This is a genomic window from Pelolinea submarina, from assembly GCF_003966975.1.
In the GTDB taxonomy this organism is placed as follows: Bacteria; Chloroflexota; Anaerolineae; order Anaerolineales; family Anaerolineaceae; genus Pelolinea; species Pelolinea submarina.
In genome coordinates this window covers 2,992,343-3,008,079 of record NZ_AP018437.1, presented here as the reverse complement: position 1 = coordinate 3,008,079, position 15,737 = coordinate 2,992,343, and the positions used below count along the sequence as shown (strand labels likewise).

General features: G+C 51.5%; 17 protein-coding genes and 1 tRNA gene. 9 read left to right on the top strand and 9 right to left on the bottom strand.

The genetic code is table 11. From position 1 onward, the window contains the following. Window positions 1-56: 56 nt before the first annotated feature. Both Pelsub_RS13350 and Pelsub_RS13345 read left to right on the top strand, forming a co-directional pair. A complete protein-coding gene (locus Pelsub_RS13350) occupies window positions 57-791 on the top strand; it encodes a nitroreductase family protein (protein WP_116225534.1) in 735 nt (244 codons plus the stop codon). Between the two features lie 199 nt (window positions 792-990). Continuing rightward, window positions 991-2,145 carry a DUF362 domain-containing protein gene (locus Pelsub_RS13345; protein ID WP_116225533.1) on the top strand — a complete coding sequence of 385 codons (1,155 nt, stop codon included), beginning with the start codon at window positions 991-993 and terminating at the stop codon, window positions 2,143-2,145. A gap of 58 nt (window positions 2,146-2,203) precedes the next feature. Here the strand turns inward: Pelsub_RS13345 and Pelsub_RS13340 are convergent, their stop codons facing one another. The 5 genes from Pelsub_RS13340 to Pelsub_RS13320 form a co-directional block, all read right to left on the bottom strand. Then, window positions 2,204-2,941 (bottom strand): ABC transporter permease, encoded by a 738-nt coding sequence (locus Pelsub_RS13340; protein WP_116225532.1) that lies wholly within the window; start codon window positions 2,939-2,941, stop codon window positions 2,204-2,206. Then, window positions 2,938-3,672 (bottom strand): ABC transporter ATP-binding protein, encoded by a 735-nt coding sequence (locus Pelsub_RS13335; protein WP_116225531.1) that lies wholly within the window; start codon window positions 3,670-3,672, stop codon window positions 2,938-2,940. The genes Pelsub_RS13340 and Pelsub_RS13335 overlap by 4 nt, the downstream gene beginning before the upstream one ends. Further along, complete coding sequence (locus Pelsub_RS13330; RefSeq protein ID WP_116225530.1) at window positions 3,669-3,974, bottom strand: AbrB/MazE/SpoVT family DNA-binding domain-containing protein; 306 nt, start codon at window positions 3,972-3,974, stop codon at window positions 3,669-3,671. Before Pelsub_RS13330 ends, Pelsub_RS13335 begins: the two co-directional genes overlap by 4 nt. Before the next feature lie 291 nt (window positions 3,975-4,265). Continuing rightward, window positions 4,266-4,339, bottom strand: a tRNA-Arg gene (locus tag Pelsub_RS13325). A 242-nt stretch (window positions 4,340-4,581) separates the two neighbouring features. Continuing rightward, window positions 4,582-5,061, bottom strand: a complete 480-nt coding sequence (locus Pelsub_RS13320) for an NYN domain-containing protein (RefSeq protein WP_145986336.1) — start codon at window positions 5,059-5,061, stop codon at window positions 4,582-4,584. A gap of 131 nt (window positions 5,062-5,192) precedes the next feature. On the opposite strand from Pelsub_RS13320, the gene dnaX reads away from it, so the two are divergent. The 3 genes from dnaX to recR are packed head-to-tail and all read left to right on the top strand — an operon-like array spanning window position 5,193 to window position 7,839. Beyond that, complete coding sequence (dnaX, locus tag Pelsub_RS13315; RefSeq protein WP_116225528.1) at window positions 5,193-6,872, top strand: DNA polymerase III subunit gamma/tau; 1,680 nt, start codon at window positions 5,193-5,195, stop codon at window positions 6,870-6,872. Between the two features lie 28 nt (window positions 6,873-6,900). Then, entirely contained in the window at window positions 6,901-7,221 is a 321-nt protein-coding gene (locus tag Pelsub_RS13310; protein WP_116225527.1) for a YbaB/EbfC family nucleoid-associated protein, read from the top strand. Between the two features lie 12 nt (window positions 7,222-7,233). Then, window positions 7,234-7,839, top strand: a complete 606-nt coding sequence (gene recR, locus Pelsub_RS13305) for a recombination mediator RecR (RefSeq protein ID WP_116225526.1) — start codon at window positions 7,234-7,236, stop codon at window positions 7,837-7,839. Window positions 7,840-7,864: 25 nt separating this feature from the next. Here the strand turns inward: recR and Pelsub_RS13300 are convergent, their stop codons facing one another. Next, complete coding sequence (locus Pelsub_RS13300; RefSeq protein WP_116225525.1) at window positions 7,865-8,716, bottom strand: J domain-containing protein; 852 nt, start codon at window positions 8,714-8,716, stop codon at window positions 7,865-7,867. A gap of 74 nt (window positions 8,717-8,790) precedes the next feature. On the opposite strand from Pelsub_RS13300, the gene Pelsub_RS13295 reads away from it, so the two are divergent. After that, entirely contained in the window at window positions 8,791-9,723 is a 933-nt protein-coding gene (locus Pelsub_RS13295; protein WP_116225524.1) for a nucleoside hydrolase, read from the top strand. A 92-nt stretch (window positions 9,724-9,815) separates the two neighbouring features. Here Pelsub_RS13295 and Pelsub_RS13290 read toward each other — a convergent pair whose 3' ends face one another. Beyond that, a complete protein-coding gene (locus Pelsub_RS13290) occupies window positions 9,816-10,061 on the bottom strand; it encodes a GlsB/YeaQ/YmgE family stress response membrane protein (RefSeq protein ID WP_116225523.1) in 246 nt (81 codons plus the stop codon). Window positions 10,062-10,251: 190 nt separating this feature from the next. On the opposite strand from Pelsub_RS13290, the gene Pelsub_RS13285 reads away from it, so the two are divergent. Further along, complete coding sequence (locus Pelsub_RS13285; RefSeq protein WP_116225522.1) at window positions 10,252-11,088, top strand: MBL fold metallo-hydrolase; 837 nt, start codon at window positions 10,252-10,254, stop codon at window positions 11,086-11,088. Window positions 11,089-11,097: 9 nt separating this feature from the next. Here Pelsub_RS13285 and Pelsub_RS13280 read toward each other — a convergent pair whose 3' ends face one another. Both Pelsub_RS13280 and Pelsub_RS13275 read right to left on the bottom strand, forming a co-directional pair. After that, entirely contained in the window at window positions 11,098-11,772 is a 675-nt protein-coding gene (locus Pelsub_RS13280; protein WP_116225521.1) for a glycerol-3-phosphate acyltransferase, read from the bottom strand. A gap of 37 nt (window positions 11,773-11,809) precedes the next feature. Beyond that, complete coding sequence (locus tag Pelsub_RS13275; protein ID WP_116225520.1) at window positions 11,810-12,622, bottom strand: DUF5656 family protein; 813 nt, start codon at window positions 12,620-12,622, stop codon at window positions 11,810-11,812. Window positions 12,623-12,836: 214 nt separating this feature from the next. Here Pelsub_RS13275 and Pelsub_RS13270 point away from each other — a divergent pair, with 214 nt between their 5' ends. After that, window positions 12,837-13,697, top strand: coding sequence for a hypothetical protein (locus Pelsub_RS13270; RefSeq protein WP_126440547.1), 861 nt, complete (start codon window positions 12,837-12,839; stop codon window positions 13,695-13,697). A gap of 34 nt (window positions 13,698-13,731) precedes the next feature. Beyond that, window positions 13,732-15,663 (top strand): DNA topoisomerase (ATP-hydrolyzing) subunit B, encoded by a 1,932-nt coding sequence (gyrB, locus tag Pelsub_RS13265; RefSeq protein WP_116225518.1) that lies wholly within the window; start codon window positions 13,732-13,734, stop codon window positions 15,661-15,663. Window positions 15,664-15,737 lie beyond the last annotated feature (74 nt).

Below are 15,737 nucleotides of genomic sequence, written 5' to 3'. Positions count from 1 at the left end.
TGGTGCAAAAAGCGGACGCTGTTCTTTAGCCAGTGAATCTCGGAAGGAGAAAACGCATGAATCCCATTATTGATGACCTACATAGCCGCAAATCGGTGCGCGCTTACGAGGACAAACCCATTCCCCCGGAAATTAGAAAAGAAATTTTGCTGGCTGCCATGGCCGCGCCCACAGCCGGCAACCAGCAGATGTATACCATTCTGGATATCACCGACCAGAACATCAAGGACCGCCTGGCGATTACCTGCGACAACCAGCCCTTCATCGCCAAAGCCAAGATGGTGCTGATCTTCTGCGCCGACCTTCAAAAATGGTACGATGCCTTCGAAGATTGCGGTTGCCAGCCCAGACTGCCCGGTAAGGGCGATATGTTGATTGCGACGGATGACGCGCTCATCGCCGCCCAGAACGCGGTCACGGCTGCCTGGAGCCTGGGCATCGGTTCCTGCTACATTGGCGACATCATGGAACAGGTTGAGGAACACCGCAAGCTGTTAAACCTGCCGCGGTACGTGTTTCCGGCTGCCATGCTGGTATTCGGTTATCCTACTCAGCAGCAAAAGGATCGTCCTAAGCCGCTGCGCTGTGACATGGATTACATGGTCCACGAAAATACGTATCACCAAATGAACAGCGCGGAACTGAAGAAATTGTTCAAAAACCAGCATGGAGACAAGCCTTATGAAGACTGGTTCCAGGCTTTTTGCGCCCGCAAGTACAACTCCGACTTTGCCAGGGAGATGAGCCGCTCGGTGGAGATCTATCTGGATGATTTTCCATTCAAGGCGTAATAGCCTGAAATATGGAATAAATACTGAACAGCCATGAAAAGCAATCCACTTCATAGCTGTTTTTAATTCTCCCGTAGCACTTTTTTGAGTATAAGAGGCCTTGCTCGAAATTTCCCGTGGAAATTCACCTTTATGCGGGTGTTTTTATTCAAATTTGGTCTGTGATATGATTTTACGATTCTTTGATTGAGGTATATACATGGGAGAAAACAAAACATCAACGGTCGCGCTGGTACATTGTCAGGATTATATTCCCGAGCAGGTGGATACTGCCGTTCAAAAAGGACTGGAGTTGCTGGGCGGGGCAGGGCGTTTTGCCGCTGCCGGTGAGAAAATCCTGCTGAAACCGAACATCCTGGAGGGCGCCGATTCGTCCAACTGCATCAGCCCGCACCCCATAGTCTTCGCCGCCATCGCGCGTGAATTCCAGAAAACCGGTGCAAAGCTGCGCTTTGGGGATTCCCCCGGCGTGGGCAGCCCGGAAGGCGCCGTTCGCCGCTCCGGCCATCTGGCCGTTGCCCAGGAATTGGGCATCGAACTGGCCGACTTTAACACCGCGCGCGAAGTGCCTTTTCCCGAAGGCCGCCTCATCAATAAATTCGAGATCGCCGAAGGCGTCATGTTCAGCGATGGGTTGGTCAGCATCAGCAAGTTGAAGACGCACGCGCTCACGCGCATCACCGGCGCAATTAAAAACCAGTTTGGCTGCATTCCGGGCGCGCGTAAAGCGGAGTTCCATTCGGTCATGCCCAATGCCAGCCTGTTCTCGCAGATGCTGGCAGATCTCAATCTGCTGCTTAAGCCGCGCTTGTTCATCATGGACGGCATCATCGCTATGGAGGGCAACGGCCCGCGCAACGGCACCCCGCGCCCCATGCACGTGCTGCTCTTCTCGACCGACCCGGTTGCGTTAGACGCTACTGTCTGCCGCCTGATCGATCTGGATCCATCTTTGGTTGAACCTTTGGTTCACGGAGAGGCTTTCGGACTTGGTACTACCCAAAATATCGAATATGTCGGCGATCCGCTGGAGAGCTTTGTCCAGACCGATTTCAAGGCTAACCGCTCGCACATGTCCACCACCACCGACCATTCCATCCTGTCGACCAGCCTCATGCGCCGTTTCACTTCCCCGCGCCCGGTCATTGACCCGACCCTGTGCATCCGCTGCGGCCAGTGCGTCAACATCTGCCCGGCCAAGCCCAAGGCGCTCTCCTGGCGCAGCAACGAGCGCATTGACACGCCCGTGTACGATTACGCCAAGTGCATCCGCTGCTACTGCTGCCAGGAAACCTGCCCCGAAAAAGCCATCACCGTCGAGATTCCCTGGTTGGGTCGGCTGATCCGCCATTAGGCTGCCAGAAATTAAAAAGCTCGCCGGATTGGCGAGCTTTTTTTCAAACACTTGTTGATTAAACCCGGTCGCTGTCCATCTTATGGGTGAAAACCAGGATGGCAATGGCTAACAGGGCGATGGCATACGCGCTTACCCAGACCAATTCCGGATAAGCCGCTGGCAGGTTGCCGGCCAGGGCTGCCCGCCCGGCGTTGACCGCGTGCGAGAAGGGCAGCAGATTAGCGACTTTCTTAAACGTGTCACCGACCAGGTTAAGGTCGAACCATGTGCCGGATAGCCAGGCGCTCAGGTTGGTCAACAATGCGCCGCAGATGCTGCCCACCTGTTTGTCATTGAATATCGTTCCACACAGCAAGCCGATGGCGATGAACAACAGCGCAGCCGGGATCAGCACTAGTAGGGTGGTGAGGATACTCCAACTGGGTGTTAGCCCCAATAAACAAGCTACCCCGAAGCATACCCCCACTTGTGCAATGGCCATGGGCAGCAGCGGCAGGGTGTAACCCAGGATGAAATCGCGCGCCTTCATCGGCGAGGTGAACAGGCGCATCATCAGCGAACTGCTGCGGTCTTTGGCGATTAATGTACCCGAGAATAATGAGATGAAGGAAAGGCCAAACATGGCCATGCCTGGTGTGAGTTGGTCCAACCGGAACAGATCCACCGGCACATTGGCTTGGATGGCGGTCAACAGCAGTAGGAGGACAACCGGAAAGCCCAGCCCGAAAGCCAGGTTCAGGACGTCCCGCAGGATCTCTTTACTGTTGCGGTCTGCGAATGCCAGAGTTCTCATGCCTGCCCTTCTCTTTCTCCGGCCAGGCTGATGAAAGCCTCTTCCAGGTTAGGACTGTGGGTGCGCTGTTTGATCTCCGCCACCGTACCGATGGCTTTCAGCTTACCGTTTGCCAGAATACCGATGCGATCCGACAAGGCCTCGGCTTCTTCCAGATAGTGGGTGGTCAGGATCATGGTGACCTCACCTTTCAGTTTTTGGATCAGCATCCATAGTTCGCGCCGTGCCAGTACATCCAATCCCAGAGTTGGTTCATCCAGGAACAGCACCTGCGGGTCAGATATCAGCGCCATGGCGATGCTCAATCGCCGCTGCCAGCCTCCGGACAATACGCGTGCTTTTTCATACTCGATCGCTTCCAGACCGGAGGACGCCAATACTGTATCCGTCTTATCATGCGCGGTTTGCCGCCCGCAACCGTAGATGCGCGCAATGAATTCCAGGTTCTCGCGAACGCTCAGGTTGGGTGCGATGGCCGTCTCCTGCGGGGATATGTTGATACGGCGTTTGACCTCGAAAGGCTGCAGCGTGACGCTGTAGCCCAATACACGTGCGTCGCCCTGGCTGGGGCGGCTGACGCATGACAGGATCTTGATGGCGGTAGACTTACCGGCTCCGTTGACGCCCAGCAGACCGAACAGCTCGCCCTTCGCGATCTCCAGGTTGAGGTTGTCCAAGGCCAGCTTTTGCCCGTAGCGTTTGCTGAGTTGGATGGTTTGGATGGTGTTCATTGTTCTTCGTGATCCCTATGATTGACTTTTTTGATTTCCTGTGCGAATTTCAGACTGTCCTGCGGGTCGCTTTCGGGATAGATCTCATCACCGTGGCCGCTCAGGATGGCATCGGCGATGCGGTTAAAAACTTCCATGCGTTCCAGCGCGATGCCCTTCTGTGCGTCCGCCATGATGATCAACGTGTTGCCGGGTTCGATAGCGAACATGTCGCGGATCTCCTTTGGAATGACGATCTGCCCCTTTGGCCCGACCTTGACCGAGCTCATGAATTTTTCTTGTTTTTGTATTTCGTTTTTCATATTTCCTCAAAGTAATATAAGTGGGAAAAGTTATACTAGTAATACCGCTTATAGTCAAGGTTATGCTGAAACGGCAAGATAAAAAAGTTAGCAATCTTCGATAAACTTATAGTGCTTATATTAAAACTGCCTGGAAAGACCCAGGCAGCGAATAAGCACGGATGAAAACGGTTGTCTACTTGGCCGCGCCTGCTTTCTCGAACAGGTTGGCGAACAGGCGCACCTGGACCAGCGGTAAACGATATACGTCGGAAAGAAGGGAAACTTTACATAGAAGCGAAAAAAAATAAGTACCCCAGGCAGGACTCGAACCCGCAACCTAGGCGTTAGGAGTGCCTCGCTCTATCCATTTGAGCCACTGGGGCAACGCGCATTTATTATAGCATTCTGCTTTTTTCTCCGCAAACCCTTAAAAACTGACCGCCGGTTTTGCCCGGCGGTCCAAGGGAGGGATTCCCACCAGTTACCCATTGGGATCTCCGGCGCGAGGAGGGGCGCTCCGGGGAGATTCTGGCGGTACTGACACCGCAGCTTTGGGGGCTTTGGTGCCATGAGGCCATAATATACCATAATCAGAAATGAGGGTATTAACGAAATGTAAAATCGCTCAGGAGGGTTTTTGGAACTGTTTTAACCAGAAATCGATGTCATCCCCGCTCGGCTCGATTCTTTTCTTGCTTTTTTCACGCTTTACATTCAACAGAACGGCAAATTCTTCACTGGAAAGCACGCGCGCGCCCAGGTGTTCGGCGCCCCGGCGCACCTCGTTGTCGGAGCTGACCACCACCCAATTTCGCGCTTCGCCCTTCAACCTGCGCAGATGCTGCAAAATGGCCGTGTCGGCGATGGCCGGCGGGCGCACGAAATGCACTTTGAGGAAAGCCCGCTTCAAATCCGGGCTGCCGCCGGGTTGCGCCTGATCGAAATACACCACTGCCTGCTTGCGCTGGCTCTGAAAGAACGTTTCCAGGCGTGCAATCAGCGCCTGCTCGTCATCCAACTGCTGCAGGTTCAACCCGCGCACGCGCGGGATCAGGTTATGGCCGTCAATCAGGTAAGGCATGGCTTGACTCTTAATTGCCCGCAATTGTATCACCGGCAGTTTTTTCGGGGGATTTCCCCTGTTTCTGGCCGGAAAGGCAGGCGCATTTTAGCCGACCTCCTTTATAATTCAGTCATGCAAATTATTAACCGTTCGCTTGAAGGATTTTAGCTCGTATGTCACAGGCTTATTATCGTAAATGGCGCCCCCAGGGTTGGGAGGAAGTTGTCGGGCAGGAACACGTGGTGCGCACCCTGCGCAGTTCGCTGGAACAGGGCAACCTGGCGCATGCCTACCTGTTTTCCGGCCCGCGCGGCACCGGTAAAACCACCACGGCGCGCATCATCGCCAAGGCAGTCAACTGTCTGGCCGAGGAGCAAAACGCGCGCCCCTGCAACCAGTGCGAGAACTGTGAAGCCATCAACCAGGGCCGCTTCCTGGACTTAATTGAAATAGACGCGGCCTCCAACACCAGCGTGGATGACATCCGCGACCTGCGCGAGAAAATCAATTTCTCGCCCAACAAGGGCCGCTACAAGGTCTATATCATCGATGAAGTGCACATGCTTTCCAACGCGGCTTTCAACGCTCTGTTGAAGACGCTGGAGGAACCGCCCGCGCACGCCATCTTTGTCCTGGCGACTACCGAAGTGCATAAGATTCCGGCCACGGTGCTCTCGCGCTGCCAGCGCCACGAATTCCGCCGCATCCCGCTCAATTTCATCCAGGCGCTGTTGAAAGACATCGCTGAAAAAGAAAATGTTGACGTGGAGCCGGCCGCGCTGACGGCCATCGCGCGCCAGGCCACCGGCAGCATGCGCGACGCGGTTTCTCTGCTGGACCAATTGGCTTCCACCGGCAGCCGGGTTACGCTGGAATTGACCCAGCAGGTGCTGGGCACTGCCGCCGGTGAAAGCGTTTATGAAGTAGTTGAAACCATCCTGACACAGGATATCGGTCAGGGTATTGCGTTGATCAATCAGGCTTTGGACAACGGCAGCGATCCGCGCCAGTTTGCCCGCCAGCTGGTCGACCTGCTGCGCGCGCTGTTAATGGCGCGCATGGGCAACGTTGAGCAATTGGAAGTGACTCCCGATGAACAACAGAAGCTGCGCACACTGGCCGAGCGTTTCACCCTGGAAAAATTGCTGGCGGCTATTCAGGCTTTTGACCACGCCGCGCAGCAGTCCAGCCTGGGTTGGCAGCCCGGCCTGCAATTGGAATTGGCCATAACCGGTCTGGCTGCCCAATCCGTGCAGCCTTCACCGGCGCCTGTCAAACAGGAAAGTTCGGCCGCTCCGCTTCAGGAAAAGAAAACGGCGCAGCCTAAAGCTGCTCCGGCTCCAAAGAAAAACATGGAACCTCAAGAAAAAATATCGGAGAAGGAGCCGGAAAGCGCTGAGGCTGAAAAACCAGGCATCGCGGATACTCCGGCAGCCTCACCGGCCGAAACCAGGACGGAACCTGCACCGGCGCAGCCCGCACAGACACAACCGGCTCGTCCGGCTGCGGAAGGCGACCTGGAGCGTATTCAGGAAAGCTGGAAGGATATCCGTCAGGCGGCGCGCAAAATTTCGCCGGAAACAGGAGCGTTGTTGAATTCCTGCCGCTCGGTGAGCGCCAATAAAGGCCGTCTGGTCTTGAGCTTTGCCACCGATTTTGTACGCTCCAAGATGGAAAATGGCAAGAATCAGGAAAATGCCCGCGAAGCGGTGCGCCAGGTGACCGGCGTGGATATTGAAATCGACTGCCGTGTGGCCGGCCAGGAAGAAACCGAATTCCCGGAAGGGATTGACCGGGACGGCATGGTGGGTACGGCCCTTTCATTGGGCGGGAAGATTACGAAAAAGAAGTAATTCAATCTTATTAATTGAGAGGTAACTTATGATGAAAAATATGATGGGCGGGGACGGCGGCATGATGAAGCAGCTCAAGCAAATGCAGGACCAGCTCAAGAAAGCCCAAAAAGAACTGGAAAAGGAAACCGTAGTCGGCACGGCCGGCGGCGGGACTGTGGAAGTAGTCATGACCGGCGCACAAAAATGCGAAAGTATCACCCTGAACAGCGAAAAGATCCGCGACATGAAAACCGAGAATTTACAGACGCTGGTATTGATGGCGGTCAACGACGCGCTGGATAAATCGCGCAAGTTGATGGCCAAAAAGCTGGGCCCGCTCAGCGGCGGCCTGGGCGGACTTAAATAAGGTTTTGCCTGTATGGCTATTCTGCCTGAACCGCTGGAAAAATTGATCCTGGCCTTTGAACGTCTGCCGGGTATCGGCCCCAAAACCGCCTCGCGCTTGGCTTTTTATATGCTGCGCGCGCCGGTGGAGGTATCGGCCGACCTTTCGGCTGCCTTGAAGGATATCAAGACGGCTACCGGATTGTGCCAGATTTGTTTCAACATCACGGTGGCCGGGCATGATATCTGCGATATTTGCGCCAGCCGGGAACGCGATCCGCACCAAATTTGCGTAGTGGAAGAACCCATGGATGTATTGGCTATGGAACGCACCGCCGGATTTTTGGGCCGCTATCACGTGCTGCACGGCGCGCTTTCGCCCATCGAGGGTATCGGCCCGGACAATCTGCGCATAGCCGAGCTGGAGGAGCGGGTTAAAGCCGGCGATATTAAAGAGATCATCGTAGCCACAAATCCCAGTATGGAAGGCGACGCCACCGCGCTTTACCTGCGCCAGCGTTTGGAAGCTTACCCGGTGCATCTCACGCGCCTGGCGCGCGGTCTGCCGGTGGGCGGCGACCTGGAATACGCCGATCAAAACACCTTGCTGCGGGCGCTGGCTGGCCGGCAGGATTTATAAAATCTAGAAATTGGAAAAGAGATCTCTAAGTTTTTACAATTGAAATTGAATATACTTTCCAAGTATTATCAGATTTTACAAGGAATACTTTGTAATAATATTTTAACCAGACTGGACCACGATTTTCCAAGTACCCCGACACGATGGCGCTAGAAAAATAATATTCTGAAATTTCTAGATCATAGATTCGAAGGTAGTCCCCCCATTTTTTTACATCGTGTATGGTTGAATCGACCATGTCAACGAGATCAAGGTAATATTCACTATCAGTATCTAAATAGATTTTACTTTTCACATTTCCTGCCTGTAGATAACTTGAGAAGCTCTTTGCTGTCATGAGGGCTTTGTTTCTGTCTTGATAAGTCGAGATGGTTGATGTTCGATGTATTGTTGGCGTGGGGTATGTAGTGGCGACAACTTGGGAATTTTTATTAGCTTCCTTATCGATTAAATTACCAAAATAATAGATAAAAGAAAATATCAACACGAAAGCAAATATCATCTTTTTCATTGAAACGGGATTTTTATCACTTTGAGTTTTATTTTTATTCTTTGAGTAAACATTCGTGTGAGTATGATCACTTGTCGTTGTGTGTTGTTTTTCTGGGTTTTCTGCTTGTCGAGCAGCTTGTTGATTTCTTACTTTTGCTTGGAGTTCTAATCGTAAATTGATATCGTAGATATCTTTTTTTGCTTGATTACCAAGAATTTGATAAGCTTCTTCAATCCGGATAAATTCTTCTTGGGCTAATTTCTTGAAATTCGCATTGGGGAATTTATCTGGATGGTATGCATGTACTAAGAATTTATATTTTGAAATAATCTCTTCTTTTGATGCAAAATTGGATAACCCCATAATTGCGTAATAATTCTTCATAAGGTAAATTATATATTTATAAAGACTAAGCTATTCAACTATAACTGACGAATTAAGATTATTAGGAGTAATACATGGCAAAGAAGATCATTATCGATACCGACCCCGGCGTGGACGATACCATCGCCATCCTCACGGCGCTGCGCTCGCCTGAGGTAGAAGTCATTGGCCTGACCAGCGTGTTTGGTAACGTGCCCGGTGAAATTGCCGCGCAAAACGCGCTGCGCCTGGTGGAATTGGAAGGGCATGGCGACATCCCGGTCGCGCGCGGCAGCGATGTGCCTCTGGTTTTCCCGCTGGAAAAATTGGGCACCTGGGTGCATGGCGAGGACGGCATGGGCAACACCCAGCCGCCCGCGCCCAAAGGGAAGGTTGTCGATAAAAGCGCGGCGGAATTTATCGTGGAAATGGCGCATGCTTATCCGGGCGAGGTGACGCTGGTGCCGGTCGGCCCGCTGACCAATATAGCCCTGGCTTTGCGCATAGATCCAGGCATCGCAGCATTGATCAAAGAAGTGGTGATCATGGGCGGGGCGGTGGCCAATCCCGGTAACATGACCCCCGTGGCCGAGGCCAACATCTACCACGACCCGCACGCGGCCGATATCGTCATGGCTGCCGGTTGGCCGCTGGTATTGGTCGGACTGGATGTTACCCACAAGACTATCATTACGCCGGAGTTCCAGCAAATGCTGTTCAAAGCCGGCAACCCGGCCGTGGAATTGATCTCGAAGGTCTTGCCCTGTTACCAGAATTTCTTTAACAATTTATATGGCCTCAACGGCGCCATTTATACTCACGATCCCTCGGCTATTTCATATGTTATCAACCCCGATTTATTTACGACCAAGGATGTGCCTGTCTTTGTGGAGACGGAAGGGCGCTGCGTGGGGCAGACCGTGGCGGATTGGGCGCATCAGTGGGAAGAGCGCACACCGGTCAAAGTTTGCCTGGACGTAAATTCAGAGGGTGTATTGGCCTTATTAAAGGAACGCCTGACAGCTTGAAAAGCTTTGACCCCTTAATTAGTTAAATAACAACACCGCTCACTGCGAGTAAATCAGTGAGCGGTGCTTTTTTTAAAAAAACCAAATCCTGTTTATTTCCTTCTGCCGGTAATCCAATTGATGATCAACAGCAGGACAACGGCGCCCACAAAAGCAGCGAAAATCTGGCCGAACAGGCCGCTGACGCTCAGGTTCAGCAAACCGAAAAGCCAACTGCCCAGGAAAGAACCAATTACGCCGACAACCAGGTCGCCGACCATGCTGAAGGAATTCTTGACAACTTTATCTGCCAGAAACCCAGCCACCAAACCGACTAATAAAAAATATAAAAAATTCATTTTTTACCTTTCTTTATTTAATTTAAATTAATTATATGATAAATATCCGAATTGACTTGGTACTGCCTATTTTTATATAATTTTCATACAGAAAAAGAGTTTTCTTGAAGAAAAATACCAATTTTTTGACTTTTGACTTCATTTGTGCTATTTTTAACGCTTGTAATTCCCCATTCAAATGGAAGTGTAAATGATAAGAGAACGTATTGCGGATAACGTATATTGGTTTCAGAGCGAAATATACGCACAGGTTACGGCCGGTGCGATTGTAGGCTCAAATTGGGCTGTTTTAGTGGATACTCTGGCGATGCCGGAAGAAACACTGGAAATGCGGACATATCTGGAGGACACTTTGGGTGTCCAGGTCCGTTATATTGTCAATACGATTTACCATGCCGATCACACCTTCGGAAACTGTTTCTTCCCCGGCGCGATTGTCATCGGGCATTCCCTTTGCCGGAAATTAATGGCGGAGCGGAACCCAACCGCTTTAAAAAATGTACAGGAACAGAATTCCGCTTTTGATAATGTAAGAATTCAATTGCCTGATTTAACGTTTGATTCGGGTACGATTTCTCTCCAGATAGGCAAACGCCATATCAAGATCTTCCCCACTCCCGGCAGCAGTGCCGACGGCATTTCCGTGCTAGTGCGTGAGGATCGGGTATTGTTTGCCGGGGATGCTTTCCTGCCCCTGCCTACTATTGTAGAGGGTGACCTGGATCAATTAACCGAAACCATCAAGAATATCGGGAAAATGAGTTTGGAAAATATCGTTCAAGGCCACGGCGACGTGATTTTGCGGGGCGAAATTGAACAGGCAGTAAAAAACAACATCAATTACCTGGCGGCCATCCGCAAAGTGGCCCGCACCGCGGCCAAACGGAAAGATCCCCAGGAAGTGCTCGAAGAAGCAACGGTGGAAGAATGCGGCAAGAGCCGTGTGTTATTGGGCGGCCTGGTAGAAGGGCTGCACCAGCGCAACCTGGCTGTTCTTTACAAGCAGGAAGTTGAAGCTTCCGAATAAAACCCGCTTCTATTCTTTGTTTCTAATGTGATATTTTTTGGTAAAGATGCGGGCAAGTAGTTTTACCTGCCGCTCGCTTCCTTCTTTAAGCCGTTTGAGGTTTGGCCGCAAAGCGTATATCACCAGGGCAAGTGCGGCTATTCCGAAAAATGCGTAAGCCCAGGGGTTCATCCCCTGCATGGCCCGGATGGTAAACACTCCCATGGCGGAGAAAGCGATGCTGATGGTGGTCAGCGAGGCATATCCCACAATTACATAAAAGATGGCTGCAAAAGGCAGGATGATCATCCAGCTGTTCAACCACAGTCCGATGGCTGCGCCCAGGGTGGTAGCTCCACCGGCGCCCCCGCGGAAATGCAGTTTGCCGTTCTCATCTTTTTCGACCAGAAAAGCGGAATAATTATGACCGATAATTGCCAGTACACCGCTCATGGCGGTAGTCCAGGCGATTCCTGCGGAAAGGGATTGGCTGACCCAGACGGCTGCCGCTCCTTTTGCCGCGTCTAATAAAGCGGTGAGCAAACCCGCGAACGGGCCACCGGCGCGCATGGCGTTGGTCCCGCCGGTGCGGCCGCTTTCAATCGACCGTACGTCCTGGCCGGTGAAAAGTTTGACCACCAACCAGCCGGATGGTATTGAGCCGATCAGGTAGGCTATTGGTAAAGAAAGTAATGCTATCATCATGTTCGTTTAACCCTTTGTCTTCCAATAAGATGCACTTCTATTTAATAATAATTCCCAAAATCCAGAAAAGGCTTAGCATGAGAAAAGGTTCAAAAAAAACTTTTCGCAGGTCAGGCTCCTCTTCCAATGAAGCTGAAATACCAATTAAAGCATAAGCCGGCCCCAGCAGCCCTAATGCGTAGCGGATGGGCGATAGAGGCCAGTAATAAAGTGCAAGCACAAATTGTGCAATGATTAATGTAATGACAGTAGTCCATTCAAAACGCCATCTGCCGCCCAACCTGAAGTGTAAAATACGCAGGCATAGGAACGCAAAGAACAGCGGTAGTACCAATAGCAATAAGTATAGCCGGGAATTGGCAGCGCGCAGAACAATACTGAGCAGAAAAAAAACGCCATAACTGACTGCGGAAAGCACCATCAGCGAAAGCGGGTAGCGTGCATCGTTCTTATCCAGCGAGATGTATTCCGCCAGCATAATCAGGATGATCAATAAGCTGCCAAATGCCAGGATGATCCACCATTCCAGCCCGGTTTCGAGCAGTCCCAGCGGGGTGCCGAGCGCGCCGGCTGTCATGGCCGGCAAAAACAGGTGGGGAAAGGTGGCGTGCGTTTCAATCCTAGGGTGGTCGCGCAGCATCCAATCCATCCCGGCCGCGGCCAAAGCTGCCGCGATCAAAGCGATCAAATTATAGAAATTGATGCGCAGCGGGATGGCAATGCCGGCCAAAGTAAGGGGCACTTCCCGCGCGCTCACTTGAATAAAAGGCAGCAGGGAATAACATATCAGGATACTGGCTGAGACAATACTAAGTTTTTTACTTTGTGGGAGTTGAAATTGATTTTCCACAACATGATTTTACCTTAACCGCGCGCTTTCATCATCGGTTTTATCCCGGTATGGTAAAATTATAGATTGTATGTTCGACATTAGAAATGAACCCAAGGTACTGCCACCAAGATTGATTCCCTCTTTAGTTGAGGGTTTTAATGCGGTAGCTAATCATATATACGTTATTATCCTCCCAATTCTTCTGGATTTGATCCTTTGGTTTGGGCCGTTTGTGCGTATCAAGAATCTCCTTCTGCCGTCTGTGTTGAATGCCAGCGACCTGTCCGCGCCTGCTTATGGTCAGGACAGCCAGGCTTTCCTGCAAACTGCAAAGGAAATGTGGACCTTGATTCTGGAACAGTTCAACCTGCTCTATAATCTGCGCACCTATCCGATTGGCATACCGAGCTTGTTGAGTTACAAAGGGGTGCAGCTCAATCCGCTGGGATCGCTGCGTATTATCGAAATGAAGTCTTCTGCTTCTGCGTTCTGGATGATGGTGGCGTTCTCGCTAATTGGATTGGTTATCGGTAGTCTATATTTTGCCTTAATCGCAAGCGTGACCAGTACGGCTGATATAAAGTCAAAAATCAAACAGTTCCCCGGTCAAATTGTGCAATGCTTCGTGTTGTCTATAATCCTTTTCGGCGCGCTGCTCATCTTATCCATTCCGGCGATCTGTTTGATATCATCGCTGGTAATGTTCCTGCCCTCTTTGGGCTCTCTGCCGCTTGTGATTTTCGGCTTGATGCTTGTTTGGGTCCTGATGCCGATGGCTTTTTCACCGCATGGAATTTTTGCCGACCAATTTAAAGCGACAACGGCAATTGCCAATTCCATCAAGTTGGTACGGCCATTGATATCGATTGTAGGTTTATTCTTCACCGTACTCATCATGCTGGGGTATGGCCTTGATTTTCTCTGGTCCACCCCGGATCCCGATAGTTGGATGCTGATGGTTGGGATATTTGGCCACGCTTTTATCTCCAGCAGCCTGATTGCCGCTTCGTTCGTTTTCTATAATAACGGTATGAAATGGCTCCAGGTTGTTATCCCGGATGTGAATACCGGTAAACAAAAAATACTTTCTTAGCATTAAAATAAAATAAATTATCTCGGAGGAATTAGTGCCGGAATCTGCTGCTCATGTAAGTTCATATGGCGCCAAAGACATTCAGGTTTTGGAAGGCTTGGAGGCGGTTCGCCGCCGTCCGGGTATGTATGTCGGTGGAACCGACCTGAAAGCGCTGCATCACCTTGTGTATGAGGTGGTGGATAATTCCATTGACGAAGCCCTGGCTGGTGTCTGCAACCGTATCACGGTGACCATCCACCCGGACAGCTCCGTAACCGTGGATGATAACGGCCGTGGTATCCCCGTGGATATCCATCCGCAAAAACACGTTTCCGCCCTGGAAGTTGTCATGACCATCCTGCACGCCGGCGGCAAATTCGGCGGCGGCAGCTATAAGGTCTCCGGCGGTCTGCACGGTGTGGGCGTCTCGGCAGTGAATGCGTTGTCGGAATGGTGCGAAGTGGAAGTGCGCCGTGATGGCAACGTTTATTTCCAGCGTTATGACCGCGGCCGCCCGGTGGAAGCCGTCAAGGAAATTGGAAAAGTCAAAGAAGGCATCACCGGAAACCGCACCACCTTCCGTTTTGACAAGGAAATATTCAAAGAGGATGTTGATTTCCGCTTTGAAACACTGGCACAGCGTTTCCGTGAAATGGCTTTTGTTACCCGTCAGGTGGAAATCAGCCTCATCGACGAGCGTGAAGACCCCATCCACAGCATGCACTTCTATTTTGAAGGCGGTATTGCTTCATTCGTAAAATACCTAAACCGCAACCGCGAGGTACTGCACGACGTTTTCTATGTGGAGAAGGAAGTCGATAACATCACCATTGAAGCGGCTGTCCAATATACGGATGCTTATTCCGAGTCTGTTTACAGCTTTGCCAATACCATCAACACCATTGACGGCGGTACCCACATGACTGGTTTCCGCTCGGCAATTACGCGTTCTCTGAACGATTATGCCCGGCGCAACAGTCTTATCAAGGATAACGACCCCAATTTCACCGGAGACGACACCCGTGAAGGTATGACCGCCTTGATCAGCATCAAGCACCCTGATCCGCAATTTGAAAGTCAGACCAAAGTCAAGCTGATGAATCCGGAAGTGCAAACCATTGCCACGCAGGTGGTGGGTGAAGCTTTCACTGAATTTTTGGAAGAAAACCCCGCGGCCGGTAGGGCCATCATCAAAAAATGCCTTACATCGGCACGTGCCCGCGACGCGGCTCGCAAAGCGCGCGACCTGGTCATCCGCAAGTCGGCCCTGGAGAGTATGACGCTCCCGGGCAAACTGGCCGATTGCTCCGAACGCGATGCGCAGCGCACCGAATTGTATATCGTTGAGGGTGATTCCGCAGGCGGCTCGGCCAAGCAAGGCCGCGACCGCCATTTCCAGGCCATCCTGCCCTTGCGCGGCAAGATCCTCAATACGGAACGCGCGCGTTTGGATAAGATCCTCTCCAACAAAGAAGTAAAATCCATGATCTCGGCTTTGGGTACCGGCATTGGTGAGGGTTTCAATATCGAAGGACTGCGTTATCACAAGATCGTGATCATGACCGATGCGGATGTGGACGGCAGTCATATTCGTACCCTGCTGCTAACCTTCTTCTTCCGTTATATGCCCAAACTGATCGATGATGGTCATCTCTTCATCGCGCAGCCGCCCTTATATTTGCTTACTTATCGTAAGGATAAACGCTACGCTTACTCGGAAGAGGAGCGGGAATCGATTATTAAGGATATGGGCGCCAAAGAGGATAAAGTGGGAATCCAGCGCTACAAGGGTTTGGGTGAAATGAACCCGGAACAGCTGTGGGATACCACCATGAACCCGGACAATCGCACCCTGCTTTTGGTCAACGTCGATGATGCGGCCGAAGCGGACCGCACTTTTGACATGTTGATGGGTGACCTGGTTCCGCCGCGCAAACGTTTCATCATTACGCATGCCAAACTGGTGCGCAACCTGGATATCTAAACAAGGAATTCAGAGAAATTAAAAAGACGCGGGCTCCTGTAAGGGAGCCCGCTTTTCATAGGGGAGCAGATGGG